The sequence below is a fragment of the Fibrella forsythiae genome (assembly GCF_017353175.1).
Classification (GTDB): domain Bacteria; phylum Bacteroidota; class Bacteroidia; order Cytophagales; family Spirosomataceae; genus Fibrella; species Fibrella forsythiae.
The window spans coordinates 468,236-482,610 of the sequence record NZ_JAFMYW010000003.1; the positions used below are offsets into that span (position 1 = coordinate 468,236).

The window sequence follows — 14,375 nt, forward strand, 5'->3', positions numbered from 1 at the left end:
GCATGTTTCAACCCATCCAGGTTGCCAATTATACGATCTCCCAACAGCACCGGCCGTTTGTGATTGCCGAAATGTCGGGAAACCATAACCAGTCGCTCGATCGGGCGCTGGAACTTGTCGACGCGGCGGCGGCGGCGGGGGCACACGCCCTGAAACTTCAGACCTACACGCCCGACACGATTACGTTTAACGGGCAGTCCGACGAGTTTTTTATCCGCGATAATCAGTCGCTCTGGGCCGATAAGAATCTGTACAAACTGTATCAGGACGCTTATACGCCCTGGGAGTGGCACGGATCCATTTTCGAGCGGGCCAAACAGCACGGCATGGTGGCCTTCAGCTCACCGTTTGATACCACAGCCGTTGATTTTCTGGAGTCGCTGAACGTACCCATTTACAAAATTGCGTCGTTTGAAAACACCGATCATATCCTGCTAAAAAAAGTGGCCAGCACGGGTAAACCCGTGATCATGAGCACGGGGGTGGCTACGGTGGCCGACATTGCCGAGTCGGTGAAGGTATTGCGCGATCATGGCTGCACGGAACTGATCCTGCTTAAATGCACGAGCACGTACCCGGCCACTCCCGAAAGCACGAACCTGCGCACGATTCCGCACATGAGCCAGCTGTTCAACGTACCCGTGGGCCTGTCTGACCACACGATGGGCATCGGCGCGTCGGTAGCAGCAACGGCACTGGGGGCAGTAGTGATCGAAAAACATTTCACGCTCCGACGAGCCGATGGCGGCGTCGATTCGGCCTTCTCGCTGGAACCTGAAGAACTGCAAAGTCTGGTGGTGGAAACCGAACGGGCATTTCTGGCCATGGGACAGATCAGCTACATTCCGACGCCGAAAGAACAGAAAAGCCTTCAGTTCAAACGGTCGCTCTACGTGGTGCGCGACATGGCGGCCGGCGAAGCGTTCACGCCGGAAAACGTGCGGAGCATCCGCCCGGCCAACGGCCTGCACACCCGCCATTACGACGACGTATTGACCAAAACCGCATCGCAGTCCATCGCCGCTGGCACCGCGCTATCGTGGGAGTTGATGAACTAACAAACATGTTGCCGCTCTGATGAGTTGACGGATAAATGGCTTTAACGTTATTTGTCATCCCGACGACGGGAGCGGTCTAGCGAACCCACATAAATCACAAGACATTGGCAAAGAAGAAACCGACCCCCGCAAACCCCGACGAGCAGGAAAAGCCACGGGTGCATAAAGAACTCGAAGGATTCAACATCGAGATCAACTCGTTTGGCGAAATCGTCACCAGTTTCGAGATCGACAAGATCAACCAGTTCCTGAACCGGACGGTCGATGATAAGAAACTGCGCCATCGCGACGATCTGAAAACGCTCAAAGGTGAAGCGTCTGACGCAGAGGCTGACGATGAGATCATTGATGAGGACGACGAAAAACTCTTCGACGATACTGACGATATCCTGCCCGATCACGAAAAGTAACGTGATACGGAATTGTTGAAATCGGCTTTGCTCCCCGGCAGGGACAAAGCCGATTTCCATTTACAAACGGGTAAAAATCAGCGACAAATAGCTTGGTCAGGTACGTTCCTCTACCTATCCTGGCTTCATGCAACGAAGAGCCTTTGTTAAGACTACCGGACTGATTGGCAGCGCCTTTACGCTGGCTGGCCCGTCGGCGTTGGCTACATCCCATTCCTCTATCAACCACACGGTCCCGGCAGCCCCTTACTGGCTCGACGGGCCGATGCGGTGGGCGCAATTAGCGTTCGTTGAACGCGATCCCGGGCATTACGATCCCGATTTCTGGCTGGCTTATTTCAAGCGTATTCACGCCGACGGAGCACTTTTGAGTGCCGGGGGCGTTGTTGCGTTTTACCCAACCGCCATTCCGCTGCATCACCGAAGCGATTTCCTGGGCAACGCCGACACGCTGGGCTACCTGGTTGAGGGTTGTAAAAAGCTGGGCATGAAGATCATGCTCCGTACCGATCCGCACGCAGCCCGGCAGAATGTGTACGATGCCCATCCCGACTGGATCGCCGTTACGGCCGAGGGGCAAAAGCGGCGGCACTGGGCCAATCCGGCATTGTGGGTAACCTGCGCGCTGGGGCCGTACAATGCCGATTTCATGACCCAGGTAAATCGGGAAATCATGGAGCGCTACCAGCCCGAAGGCATTTTCTCGAACCGCTGGGCGGGCCACGACATCTGTTACTGCGAACACTGCACCCGCAATTTCAACACGGCTACGGGCCTGGCGCTGCCCCAAAAGATTGACCGGCTCGACCCTACGTATCGGAAATGGACCGACTGGCGCATGAACCGATTACGGAGTGTATGGGCCCTTTGGGATTCGGAAATCCGTAAGCAAAAACCAACGTCCCGCTTCATCCCGAACGGCTTTCCCGACAAGATCGTGACAGGTCGCGAAGCCGATCTGTTCTTTGCCGATCAGCAGGCCCGGCGCGGTCTGATGGCGCCCTGGGCTAATGGAAAAGGCGCGAAAGAACTGCGGTCGACCTTAGGCATGAAGCCGCTGATCGGTATTTTCAGCGTGGGCATCGAAGAAGAATTTCGCTGGAAAGATTCGGTACAGAGCGACGCTGAGATTCGGATTTGGGTGGCCGAAGGAACCGCCAATGGCATGCGGCCCTGCTTCGTGAAATTCGGTGGCGACATTTACGATAAACGCTGGATGGAGGCCGTAGCGAAGCTGTACGACGGTTATCACCGCAACGAAACGTACCTGCGAAACACCGCGTCGATGGCTCGCGTGGGTGTGGTGTACTCCGAGCAAACCGACCGAAACTACGGCGGTAAACCCTGGCAACAGAAAAGTGGCGACCATGTGGATGGCATCTACCACGCCCTCGTAGAAGGCCGGATTCCGTTCGATATGGTAAATGACCGGCTGCTCACGCCCGACGACCTGAGTCGATTCAAACTTCTGATTCTGCCCAACATTGCCGCACTGTCTGATGCGCAGTGTAAGCAGTTGCAAGCCTTTGTCGATCTGGGCGGCAGTTTGGTAGCCACTTTCGAAACCTCGCTGTATGACGAAGAAGGTAATCCACGGCCTAACTTCGGGTTGGCTGGTCTGTTTGGCGTTTCGTATGCCGGGCAGGTAGAAGGCCCCATGCGGAATAGCTACCTGCACTTGCGGCACGACGCCAAAGACAGCCAGACCAGCCAGATTCTGAATGGGCTGGTCGATACGCCGCGCATCATCAACGCTGTTTACAAAGTCGATGTGAAGCCCACAGGTACGTTCCCCAGCCCCGTTACGCTGATTCCAACGTACCCGGATCTGCCTATGGAAGATGTGTATCCACGCGTGGCCGAAACCGACACGCGGGAGCTATACCTGCGGCAGGCTGGCAAGGGCCGCGTTGCCTATATTCCTGGTGATCTGGACCGGTCTTTCTGGCAATTGCTGAATACCGATCACGGCCAGTTGTTGCGAAACGTCATTCAATGGGCGCTCGATGAAGAACCGGTTGTGGCCGTGACGGGGCCGGGCGTGGTCGACGTTACCGTATGGCGGCAGGCAAAGTCGATGACGGTGCATCTGGTCAACCTGACCAACCCGATGATGATGAAAGGGCCTTTCCGCGAACTGATTCCGGTGGCAGCTCAGGTGACTGTCCGGGTTCCGGCCGGTGCGCACGTGAGAGGCGTTACCCTGCTTATGAGTGGCCAGAAACCAGCTTTCGATGTAAAAAATGGGCTGGTAGCCGTGAACGTACCCAGCATCCTCGACCACGAAATCGTCGCTTTGGATTTGGTGTAGGTGCTGTAGTGTATGGCTTCGCGCGAAGCAACTGTAAACAGCAAACAGTAAACTGTAAACTCCTTTATGATCTGGAAACAAGTCATTGATCCGTTTAACAACCTCACACTATCCGTACTGGTGGCGTTGGTGCCGATTCTGTTCATTTTCTGGGCGCTGATTATCCGACGAATGAAAGGCTACCAGGCCAGCCTGATCGCTATGGGCATTGCCATGCTAATTGCCATTACCGTGTATGGCATGCCGGTGAAACTGGCGGTATTGTCGGCGGTGCATGGCGCATTGTATGGCCTGTTCCCGATCTGCTGGCTGGTAATCATGGCCGTTTTTCTGTTTAACCTCACCGTGAAAAGCGGGCAGTTCGAGATCATCAAACACGTCATGGCCTCGATCACGTCCGACCGTCGGTTGCAGGCATTGCTCATCGCCTTTTCGTTTGGCTCCTTTCTGGAAGGAACGGCCGGTTTTGGCGCGCCCGTTGCCATTACGGCGGCTATGCTGGTCGGGCTAGGTTTCAACCCGCTCTATGCGTCGGGAATTTGCCTGATTGCCAATACGGCTCCGGTCGCATTCGGCTCCATTGGCATTCCCATTACGGTGGCGTCGCAGGTGTCGGGCATTCCCGAAATGCCGATTTCGCAGATGGTGGGCCGCACATTGCCACTGCTGTCAGTACTGTTGCCGTTTTATCTGGTTAGCATCATTGCGGGCGTTCGAAAGGCGTGGGAGGTAAGTCCGGCGGTACTGGTGTCGGGGTTATCGTTTGCACTGCTGCAATACGCGTCGTCTAATTTTCTGGGGCCCTCTCTGCCCGACGTGATCGCCGGACTGGGGTCAATCGTGTGCCTGATGGTGCTCCTGCGTTTCTGGAAGCCAAAAAATATCTGGCGATTTGCCAGCGAACCCGCCGCCACCTTCAACACCGACATACGCTACACCACCGGACAGGTCATTCGGGCCTGGTCGCCGTTTATCGTCCTGACAACCATCATCATTGCCTGGGGGCTACAACCCATCAAAGACGTGCTGAATTCGGTCGGGATGGTGCAGTTCGAATTTCCCGGATTACATAACGCCATCATGGGTGGTGAAGGGAAACCACTGGCCAAAATTTTTAAGGTGAACTACCTCTCCGCTGCCGGAACGGCCATCTTACTAGCGGCACTGATCGCCATTCCGCTCGTTGGCCTGACCTACCGCGAAGGAGCCAGGGTATTTGGGGAAACGTTGAACCAGTTAAAATTCCCGATCCTGACCGTAGCCGCCGTGCTGGGATTCGCTTACATCGTTAATGATTCGGGCATAACACTGACGCTGGCGGCGGTACTGGCCAGTACGGGTGTCCTGTTTCCGTTTTTTGCGCCCGTATTAGGCTGGCTGGGTGTGTTCATAACGGGCTCAGACACGTCGGCCAATGCCCTGTTCAGTAAGTTGCAGTACGCCACAGCACAGTCGATTGGCGTTGATCCGGTGGTGACGGTGGCGGCCAACGTGTCGGGTGGGGTTGTGGGAAAAATGATTTCGCCGCAGTCGATCGCGGTGGCGGCTGCCGCCGGTAATCTGGTTGGTCAGGAGTCGCAACTGTTCCGGTTCACGGTGAAGCACAGTTTTATCATGCTGGTTGTGATCTGCTTCATCACTCTGGCGCAGGCGTACATGATCAAGTGGGTGATCCCTGCCTACGACAGAGCCAGCAACACAAAATCAGTCAACCTTCCAAATTTGACAATGGGTTATACGTACCTGGTTGCGCTCGGTATTTTCCTCGCCCTATTAGTCATCGGTATTCTACTGGCACCGAAGACCCGTCAGCAGACGTCTACACAGGCTTGATCTGGGATCGGTAACGTGGCAACTGGTGAGTGTTAGCTACCCCGCTGCCTAATATTTCCGGAACACGTGTTCGTTGTTTTCGTCTGAATAGAACGGTACGTTATATTTGGCCGGGAATAACGCTCTCTTATGAAACAACTTTTCGTTCTTTTCCTTTTAACGGGCCAGTTCGCTCTGGCGCAAATACCAATCAATTCAGCAACGTTTTCTGGGGATACGCTACGTAAAATTCAGCTCAACGCTCTGGTTATCACGGCTTCCAGACTGCCGGAAAGTCTGCTTAAATCGCCGGTGAGTATTGAATTGCTTGATGCTCGACAGATTAGACTGTCGGCGCAACCATCGTATTATGAGGCCATTGAAAACCTGAAAGGCGTGCAATTGCTTACCTCGAGCCTGGGTTTCAAAGTGTATAATACACGTGGCTTCGCTAACCCAACTAACGTCCGGTTTGTGCAATTGGTCGATGGGATAGACAATCAGGCACCACACATTGGCGCTCCCATTGCCAACGCCCTGGCCCCATCGGATCTGGACATTCAGCGGGTCGAGGTTGTGCCGGGTACGTCGTCGGCTTTATACGGACTGAATGCATTGAACGGGCTCGTGCAGCTACTTACCAAAGACCCGTTTACGTCGCAGGGGCTGAGCTTTAGTCAGAAAACGGGCGTCAACCACACCAATGATGGCCTGACGTCGGCAAAAGCGTATAGTGAAACGGCCTTTCGGTACGCACATTCGTTCGGAACGCAGTTTGCCGTGAAAGTGAACCTAACCTACCAGCGCGGCTATGACTGGATCGCCAACGACAACACGGATCTGAATCCCAACGCTAACATGTCGGTTGGTTTAACGGGCGTAGACAACCCCGGTCGTGATCAGGTTAATAACTACGGCGACGAATCGGCAAACCGGCGCACATTGACACTGGCTGGCCGGCGGTATGTGGTGTCACGAACGGGCTACACCGAGTTCCAGACAACTGACCTGACGCTGAACAACCTGCGCGGCGATGCGGCCATTTTCTGGCGGCCCAAAGCCAACCTGACCATTTCGTACAACTACAAAGCCGCCACGCTCGATAACGTCTACCAGCGCACCAATCGCTTCCGGCTCGACAATTACCGCCTCGATCAGCACGGCCTGACACTTGAGTCGCCGTCGCTGCATATTCGCGCCTATCGAACCCACGAAAACACGGGCGATTCATACAACATCCGGTCGATGGCCGAAAACATTGACAAGTCGTTCAAGTCAGATAATCAATGGTTTACTGATTTTTCGAATCAATTTGTAGCCAGCACGCAGGCGGGGCAACCCGTTACCGGTGCGTTGCAAGCTGCCCGCGCCACTGCCGATCAGGGGCGGCCACAGCCCGGTTCTGAAGCCTTTAACACGCAGGTGGCCAAACTGCGCGATATTAACAACTGGGACATCGGCGCGGCCCTGCGGGTGCAGTCGTGGATGTACCATGCCGAAGGGCAGCTAGAACCAACGCAGTCGTTCTGGTCGGGTTTCCGGCAAAAAACAGGCATCAATATCCTGGCTGGCCTTGATTACCGGCAGTATGTCGTTTTTCCGGATGGCAACTACTTCATCAATCCCGATGGCTCTGACCAAAACCTGATCTACTACAAAACCGGTGGTTTCGTGCAGGCGTCACGCTCGTTCATCGGAGATAAGCTCAAGTTGACCGGCTCGTTGCGGGTCGATAAAAACCGCTATTTCGAGGCCCGGCTAAATCCGCGGATCTCGGCCGTGTATTCGCCGGTTGAGCAGCACAATTTCCGGGTATCCTACCAAACCGGCTACCGCTTTCCGTCGTTGTTCGAAGCCTTTTCCAATGTGAACTCAGGTGGTGTAAAGCGGGTAGGCGGGTTGAAAGTTATGTCGCAGGGCATTTTTGAGAGTTCGTACCTGCGGACCTCCATCGATGCGTTTCAGGCGGCCATCAATACGGATGTGAATACCAATAAACTGACGACCAACCAGGCTATCGAGAAGAATAAAGGCTTGCTGAAACCCAACACCTACACGTACCTGCAACCCGAACAGGTGAACAGTATTGAACTGGGCTACAGGGGGTTGTATTTTGCTAATCGTCTCTATATCGACGTTGATGTCTACTACAACGTGTACAACAATTTCATTGCGCAGGTAGAAGCCAACGTACCCAGAAGCTCCATCGCCGACTCGATTCCGACGTACCTGGCCGACCGCAATAAGCAGGACCGCTACCGCCTCTGGACCAACTCGAAGACGCGGGTGTACAATTACGGCTCCAGCATCGGGGCGCGTTATTCGGCGGGGCGTAACTGGGTCTTTTCCGGTAACGCCTCCTTCGCCCGCCTCGACCACACCGATCAGGGCGACGGGCTGGAAGAAGCGTTTAACACGCCAAAATGGATCACCAACGTAGGCGTTGGCAATCCGGCGGTGTGGCGTAGTCTGGGTTTCTCGGTCAACTACAAATACCAGAGTTCGTTCCTGTGGCAATCATCATTGGCAACGGGCCTTGTACCGGCCATTAACACCTTCGACGCGCAGGTTAGCTATGTGTTGCCCAAACCCAATCTGTCGGTCAAACTCGGTGGTACCAACCTGCTGAATCGCCCTTACACTACGTTCACAGCAGGCCCATCCGTTGGTGGGTTTTACTATGCCACCGTGGTGCTGACCGTTCTGGAATAAGCTTGTGAGTTTATGAAAATGGCTCTGCTACAGCTTAATACGTGCTGCGGCAGAGCCATTGTTCATGCATAGCTGATCACTGTTAACTGATCACGGAATTGGCATTACTTTGCTTTCCTTGAAGGTCGACAGGATTACCATCGATTGCGTGCTGGCTACCTCTTCGATTTCGTTGATGATTTCAAGCATCAGTTTCTGGTAGGAGGCAATATCGTGCGAAATCACTTTCAGCAGAAAATCGCCGGAACCTGTGATGTGGTGGCACTCGATGATTTCGGGAATTTCGTTCACCCGTGCGACAAAGGAGTCGGTAACCATTTTCTTGTGGCCTACCAGATTGACCATGACGAAGGTGGTAACGCCGAGGCCCACTTTCTCACGATCAAGTTGAGCGTGGTAGCTTTGAATAATGCCCGACGTTTCTAGTTTCTTAACGCGTTCGAGCGTAGGTGCGGGGGAGAGACCAATCTCTTTAGAGAGTTGCGCATTGGTGATCTTAGCGTTCGATTGAAGAATATCTAGAACCTTGCGGTCGATCTGGTCGAGTTTCATCAGCGACAGGGTTTGTCTTAAAGAAAGTTTACGTTTTTGGTCGTACAAAGCTACGGACGTAAACGAACTTATTCTAAAATCGTGCCGCTTTTATGCATTATTAGAAAATAAAAATTTGGTTAATGGCAAATTAGCAGCAGATTATTGGGGATAGAATTGTCTAATTTTTTCAATGAATTATCGCTTCGATAACTTGTTGAGCGTGATACTCCGCTGGCTTTTCGACCGGAAACGCGGGTCGCTTCCTTCCTCGAAAGCAGGTGATTTGGCGGCATGTTTCGTCTTGCGGCCCTGCACGCGGGCCCGCCACATTTTGAATGAAGAGGCTTTCATTTCGTGGCGCATTATCTCGATCACCTGCTGTTCGCTCAAACCAAATTGAGTCTCGATTGCATCGAAAGGCGTGCGATCTTCCCAGGCCATTTCAACCACACGGTCGAGATCAACTTGCGAAAGGGTAGGTTGATTTGTGTTCATACACTGACAAACCAAGATTATGGCCGTAGAGTTGTGGGTAAACACACCTCCGTCCAGACTCACGACTTAGCCCCTACGACCCTATGCACTATTCTGCTACGCAAACCGCCGATCTGCTGACCCGCCCGCTGCGTTACCTGCTCATTGATCAGGCCGATCATGTGCTGACCATAACGCTGAACCGGCCGGAGAAGAAAAACGCGTTGAACCAATCGCTGCTGGCTGAACTGGCCTTTGCCCTGGCCTATGCTCATCATACGCCCGATGTCTGGCTGGTGGTGCTGGCGGCAACCGGTAATGTGTTTTGCGCTGGTATGGATTTGAAGGCGATTACCTCGGGAGTGGTTGAGCCCCTGAACGTACCTGAACCCGACGGCCCCATTCGGATAGCCGAACTAATGGCGGGACTGCATAAGCCCTGCATCGCGCAGATTCAGGGGCCAGTTTATGCAGGTGGCTTTTTGCTGGTTGGTGGTGCTACCTACGCTGTTGCGGCTGACGACGCCACGTTTTCGCTGCCCGAAGTGAAGCGGGGCCTGTTTCCCTTTCAGGTACTGGCTGTACTGCTCGATCTGATGCCCGCCCGAAAAGCACTCGATCTGTGCCTGCGCGGAAAGACCCTGACTGCTGATGAGGCAATGACTGCCGGACTGGTAACGCAGGTGGTGGCCGCGGATAAGCTGGCGGCGGTAGTGGCTGAACTGGTTGATGAACTGAAGCAGGTTTCGCCAACGGCATTGCGATTCGGCTTATCGGCTTATCAGCAACTGAAAAGACTGCCTGCCAGTGAACAGCAGACCTTTTTGTACGACCAGTTCATCAGGATTCAACAGACGGCCGATGCACGTGAAGGGATGGCCGCTTTCCTGGAAAAACGTTCACCAAACTGGCAGAATCAGTAAGATTCGGGAGACTATTTTTGCGGTTTGCCTGTTACCTTTTTATGCAGAATATCATCCAGCTTTTGCCCGATTCGATTGCCAACCAGATTGCAGCTGGCGAGGTCGTACAGCGTCCGGCTTCGGTGGTGAAAGAGCTACTGGAGAATGCCGTTGATGCAGGGGCCAGGTCGGTGCAACTCGTTGTGCGCGATGCCGGCCGAACGCTGGTACAGGTGATCGACGACGGTAAAGGCATGACCGAAACCGACGCCCGGATGAGCTTTGAGCGACATGCCACCTCTAAGATCCGTACGTCAGACGATCTGTTCAAGATCCGTACAATGGGGTTTCGGGGCGAGGCACTGGCGTCTATTGCGGCCGTAGCGCAGGTAGAAATGCGTACCCGCCGTGCGGATGATGAACTGGGTACGCTGGTACGAATCGAGGGCTCCGATATTAAAGCGCAGGAGTCTGTTTCCTGCCTGCCGGGTACGAATCTGCTGGTAAAAAACCTGTTTTTTAATGTACCTGCACGACGCAACTTCCTGAAATCGAATTCAGTGGAGATGCGCCACATTATTGATGAGTTTCAGCGGGTAGCGCTGGCGAACCCGGAAGTGGCTTTCTCGCTGTTCCATAACGACCAGGAAGTGTTTAATCTGGTGGCGGGTAAACTTAGCCGCCGGATCGTTGATATGTTCGGGAAAGGCTACCGGGAACAACTGGCGGCCTGCGATGAAGAAACGCCTTATGTGTCGGTGCACGGCTACATTGGTAAGCCTGAATCGGCCAGGAAGACGCGGAATGAGCAGTACTTCTTCGTCAACAATCGCTACATCAAGCATAGCTACCTGCACCATGCCGTGGTTGGGGCCTATGAAGGCACTATTCCCGATGGACACCATCCGTTCTATGTGCTCTTTATCGAGATCGACCCGTCGCACATCGACATCAATATTCACCCTACCAAGACGGAGATCAAGTTCGACGATGAACGGTCGATTTACGCCATTGTGATGGCTGCCGTTCGAAAAGCAATCGGTGTGTATAACCTGTCGCCCTCGCTCGATTTTGAACTCGATGTCAATTTCCTGGCGGGGCGGGGAAGTAATGGCGGGAGCGATGCCATTGGTAAGCACTTTGCCTCCGGTGCGCGGTCAGGTTCAGGTAGCGGCGATGCATTGTCGAACGCCCGGCCAGTTACACCGTCATGGTCTAAAACGCCTTCGCCATCTGCCGACCGTAGTGCTGATAACCGGCCACCGGTTCCGGCGCATCATGAAGCCCCTAAAAAGGCAACACCGCAGAACTGGCAGGCTCTTTTCGAGGCTCGAAAAAGCGAACAGCCAGCCAGTTCGAAACCAGCAGGTGAAGAGGCAAACTGGCTCGATAGTATGCCCGGCCGGTTGCCGGTCCGCTCCGATACGCCTGCTGATCCGGCGAACCAAGCCCATCCTAACCGAACATCGGCCGTAAACCCGTCTGCTAATGCAGATGAGCGCACCACTGCCGACGTACCTGGCACTGACGCGCCAGCCGATGTGCCCTCGCTGGGTACGTTGCTGGTGCAGTCGGCTGGCAGTAGCCCGGCGCAGTACGCGTCTGACGCCCCCGTAACGATGGGGAGCCGGGCCAACAAGATTTCCGGCACAACCGAGCGGCTAACCGACGAACTGGAAATGGCCGTGATTCAGGTGAAAAACCGGTATCTGCTTACCACCGTGAAGTCGGGGCTATTGCTGATCGATCAACGGGCGGCTTATGAACGGATTCTGTACGATCAGTTCCATGCGGCGCTGACCAAGCATAACGGGGCATCACAGCAATTGCTGTTCCCGAAAACAGTAACGGTTTCGGCGGTTGATTACCAACTGGCGCTTGACCTGCGTACGGAGCTGGAAAGTGTTGGTTTTCAGTTTGATGAACTTGGCGCGCATACGTTTGTGATCCGGGGGGTGCCTGCCCAAACGGCCGATGAGCGCGAAGAAGAATTATTTGCCAACCTGTTGGCGCAACTTCGGGAAGATACCGGCCGTATGAAGTTAGACCGATCGGAGGCGCTGGCCCGGTCATTGGCGAAGCGATCGTCGGCCCGGCATCAGAAACCATTGAGCCAAACCGAGCGCAGAGCCCTGGTTGATCAATTATTTGCGTCGGTCAATCCGAGTTACACACCCGGCGGCGAATCAATCATGTCTTTATTGTCGCTCGATAAACTGTCTGGGCTGCTTAAGGGTTGAACTAAACGAGTTGTCTGTCAGAACCTGCTTGTCGGCCGTTAAACGCGGAGACTCTACAGAAAGACAGATTGTATAGACAAACAATATTTCGAATGTTTAATATTACGCCTACGGTACGCATACTGCTGATTCTTAACGTTGGTGTCTATTTCTTGACGTCTTCGCTGGGTGCAGCAACCGTTGATCGGTTTGCTTTACACTCCGTACTGTCTGATCAGTTTAGTCCGATCCAGATCATTACGCACCTGTTCATGCACGCTGGTTTCGGGCACTTGTTTAGCAACATGCTGGGGCTAATCATCTTCGGGCCTTTACTGGAGCAGTTCTGGGGACCACGGCGTTTTTTTACGTTTTATCTACTTACGGGCCTTGGGGCGGCGGCGCTATACCTCGGCGTGAACTACTACGAAACGGCGGCGCTGGTCGATGGTTTCAATGCGTATAAGGCCAATCCAACCAACGGTGAGTTTTTGGGGTTCATCAATCAGTACGCTCCCTCAATATATGACCCGTTAGAGCCTTTTATTCAAAAGTTTGACGAAGCACCCACGAATCCGACGTATATTGAGCAGGGTGTTCGATACATCGCCGGGTACGTTAGCGAGCTGGTCGGTACACCGATGGTGGGGGCCTCCGGGGCAATTTTTGGGATTATTATGGCGTTTGGCCTATTGTTCCCCAATACGGAGCTGTTCATGCTGTTTATACCCTTTCCGATCAAAGCGAAGTACCTCGTAGGTGCCTATGCGATCTGGGAAGTATACTCCGGTATCTACCGGGCGCAGTCTGATAACGTTGCGCACTTCGCTCACATTGGTGGAATGCTATTTGCGTATATCATTATCAAGTATTGGGAGTCTCAACGAAAAACATTTTACTAAAAAAAGAAGTAAGACAGTAAGAGTGTGTTGCTGGCCGGTCGGAATGGCCCCACGCCCTATCTCTGAATCTCACATCGATTAATCACGTGTACAATGAGCGGACTACTAGACGATTTTAAGTCCGAATTCAACAAGCCCAACAATACGCTGGTGCAGTTGATTTTGATCAATACGGTCCTGTTTCTGACCGTCATAGTTGTATTGGTAATTACGCGTATTACCGGTCACGCAGAGGCATATCAATGGGTGCTCGACCAGCTGATGATGCCGTGGGCCCCTATGGCTTTACTCAAAAAGCCGTGGACAGTGCTGACGTATGCATTTACCCATGCCGATCCGTTCCATATTCTCTGGAACATGATCTTTCTGTACTGGTTTGGTCGCCTCATCGAAGAATATCTGGGTAGCCGCCGGTTGGTTGGATTGTACATTCTGGGTGCGCTGGGTGGTGGCCTCTGCTACTTTGCCAGTTACAACCTGATTCCGTATTTCAGTACGCAGATTGGTGGTCAGTCGTTGCTGGGTGCATCGGGTGCGGCACTTTCCGTAGCGGTTGGTGCGGCTACGCTACTGCCTAATTATACGTTTCACCTGCTATTTATTGGGCCGGTACGCATCAAATATATTGTGCTCTTCTTTGTTGTACTATCCTTCTTCAACTCGGTAGGTAGTAACGCAGGCGGAAATCTGGCGCACTTGGGAGGTGCTCTGATAGGTTTCAGCTATATCAAATTACTACAGGCTGGCAGCGACATGGGTCGGCCTATCTATTGGCTGATGGACCGCTGGAGCAACCTGTTCCGGGCCAAGCCACCCGTAAAAGTGTCGCAGCGGCAGCGTAGTGCACAAACGGCTGCCAGTGCGTATGTGTCGGTTGGCAGTACCAGCTCGGCATCGTCTATGCCCGACCAGGACGAAGTAGATGCAATTCTGGACAAGATCGGGCGCTCGGGATACGAAAGCCTTACCCGTGAGGAGAAACAAAAGCTGTTCCGGGCTAGTCAGAAAGGATAAGCAATTAGTTTCATGTTCCAAGTTTTA

The 14,375-nt window shown here is 53.6% G+C and carries 11 protein-coding genes; 9 read left to right on the forward strand and 2 right to left on the reverse strand.

Going from position 1 to position 14,375, the window contains the following annotated elements; all coding sequences use genetic code 11:
- Positions 1 to 2 precede the first annotated feature (2 nt).
- The 5 genes from pseI (at position 3) to J2I46_RS13365 (ending at position 8,303) form a co-directional block, all read left to right on the forward strand.
- Positions 3 to 1,058 (forward strand): pseudaminic acid synthase, encoded by a 1,056-nt coding sequence (pseI, locus tag J2I46_RS13345; RefSeq protein WP_207329527.1) that lies wholly within the window; start codon positions 3 to 5, stop codon positions 1,056 to 1,058.
- 104 nt (positions 1,059 to 1,162) lie between these two features.
- Positions 1,163 to 1,468, forward strand: coding sequence for a hypothetical protein (locus J2I46_RS13350; protein WP_207329528.1), 306 nt, complete (start codon positions 1,163 to 1,165; stop codon positions 1,466 to 1,468).
- Between the two features lie 127 nt (positions 1,469 to 1,595).
- Positions 1,596 to 3,779, forward strand: a complete 2,184-nt coding sequence (locus J2I46_RS13355; protein WP_207329529.1) for an alpha-amylase family protein — start codon at positions 1,596 to 1,598, stop codon at positions 3,777 to 3,779.
- 66 nt (positions 3,780 to 3,845) lie between these two features.
- Positions 3,846 to 5,612: an L-lactate permease gene (locus J2I46_RS13360; RefSeq protein ID WP_207329530.1), complete on the forward strand. Its 1,767-nt coding sequence runs from the start codon at positions 3,846 to 3,848 to the stop codon at positions 5,610 to 5,612.
- Between the two features lie 129 nt (positions 5,613 to 5,741).
- The gene (locus J2I46_RS13365; RefSeq protein ID WP_207329531.1) at positions 5,742 to 8,303 is read left to right on the forward strand and encodes a TonB-dependent receptor; all 2,562 of its coding nucleotides are present in this window, start codon (positions 5,742 to 5,744) and stop codon (positions 8,301 to 8,303) included.
- Between the two features lie 90 nt (positions 8,304 to 8,393).
- Here the strand turns inward: J2I46_RS13365 and J2I46_RS13370 are convergent, their stop codons facing one another.
- Both J2I46_RS13370 and J2I46_RS13375 read right to left on the reverse strand, forming a co-directional pair.
- Positions 8,394 to 8,855: an Lrp/AsnC family transcriptional regulator gene (locus J2I46_RS13370; RefSeq protein WP_207329532.1), complete on the reverse strand. Its 462-nt coding sequence runs from the start codon at positions 8,853 to 8,855 to the stop codon at positions 8,394 to 8,396.
- Positions 8,856 to 9,032: 177 nt separating this feature from the next.
- A complete protein-coding gene (locus tag J2I46_RS13375; RefSeq protein ID WP_207329533.1) occupies positions 9,033 to 9,332 on the reverse strand; it encodes a TIGR03643 family protein in 300 nt (99 codons plus the stop codon).
- Positions 9,333 to 9,415: 83 nt separating this feature from the next.
- On the opposite strand from J2I46_RS13375, the gene J2I46_RS13380 reads away from it, so the two are divergent.
- The 4 genes from J2I46_RS13380 to J2I46_RS13395 all read left to right on the forward strand — a co-directional run bounded on the left by J2I46_RS13380 (position 9,416) and on the right by J2I46_RS13395 (position 14,348).
- On the forward strand, positions 9,416 to 10,234 hold the full coding sequence (locus J2I46_RS13380; RefSeq protein WP_207329534.1) for an enoyl-CoA hydratase-related protein: 819 nt from the start codon (positions 9,416 to 9,418) through the stop codon (positions 10,232 to 10,234).
- Between the two features lie 41 nt (positions 10,235 to 10,275).
- The gene (gene mutL, locus J2I46_RS13385; protein ID WP_207329535.1) at positions 10,276 to 12,453 is read left to right on the forward strand and encodes a DNA mismatch repair endonuclease MutL; all 2,178 of its coding nucleotides are present in this window, start codon (positions 10,276 to 10,278) and stop codon (positions 12,451 to 12,453) included.
- Between the two features lie 92 nt (positions 12,454 to 12,545).
- Positions 12,546 to 13,334, forward strand: coding sequence for a rhomboid family intramembrane serine protease (locus J2I46_RS13390; protein ID WP_207329536.1), 789 nt, complete (start codon positions 12,546 to 12,548; stop codon positions 13,332 to 13,334).
- A gap of 93 nt (positions 13,335 to 13,427) precedes the next feature.
- On the forward strand, positions 13,428 to 14,348 hold the full coding sequence (locus J2I46_RS13395; RefSeq protein ID WP_207329537.1) for a rhomboid family protein: 921 nt from the start codon (positions 13,428 to 13,430) through the stop codon (positions 14,346 to 14,348).
- The last annotated feature ends 27 nt before the right edge of the window (positions 14,349 to 14,375 follow it).

Bases quoted from the DNA above. Each gene is read 5' to 3' on its own strand.
- mutL (WP_207329535.1), top strand. From the start codon at position 10,276: ATGCAGAATATCATCCAGCTTTTGCCCGATTCGATTGCCAACCAGATT.
- J2I46_RS13365 (WP_207329531.1), top strand. From the start codon at position 5,742: ATGAAACAACTTTTCGTTCTTTTCCTTTTAACGGGCCAGTTCGCTCTG.
- J2I46_RS13370 (WP_207329532.1), bottom strand. From the start codon at position 8,855: ATGAAACTCGACCAGATCGACCGCAAGGTTCTAGATATTCTTCAATCG.
- J2I46_RS13390 (WP_207329536.1), top strand. From the start codon at position 12,546: ATGTTTAATATTACGCCTACGGTACGCATACTGCTGATTCTTAACGTT.
- J2I46_RS13395 (WP_207329537.1), top strand. From the start codon at position 13,428: ATGAGCGGACTACTAGACGATTTTAAGTCCGAATTCAACAAGCCCAAC.
- J2I46_RS13360 (WP_207329530.1), top strand. From the start codon at position 3,846: ATGATCTGGAAACAAGTCATTGATCCGTTTAACAACCTCACACTATCC.
- J2I46_RS13355 (WP_207329529.1), top strand. From the start codon at position 1,596: ATGCAACGAAGAGCCTTTGTTAAGACTACCGGACTGATTGGCAGCGCC.
- J2I46_RS13375 (WP_207329533.1), bottom strand. From the start codon at position 9,332: ATGAACACAAATCAACCTACCCTTTCGCAAGTTGATCTCGACCGTGTG.
- J2I46_RS13380 (WP_207329534.1), top strand. From the start codon at position 9,416: ATGCACTATTCTGCTACGCAAACCGCCGATCTGCTGACCCGCCCGCTG.
- pseI (WP_207329527.1), top strand. From the start codon at position 3: ATGTTTCAACCCATCCAGGTTGCCAATTATACGATCTCCCAACAGCAC.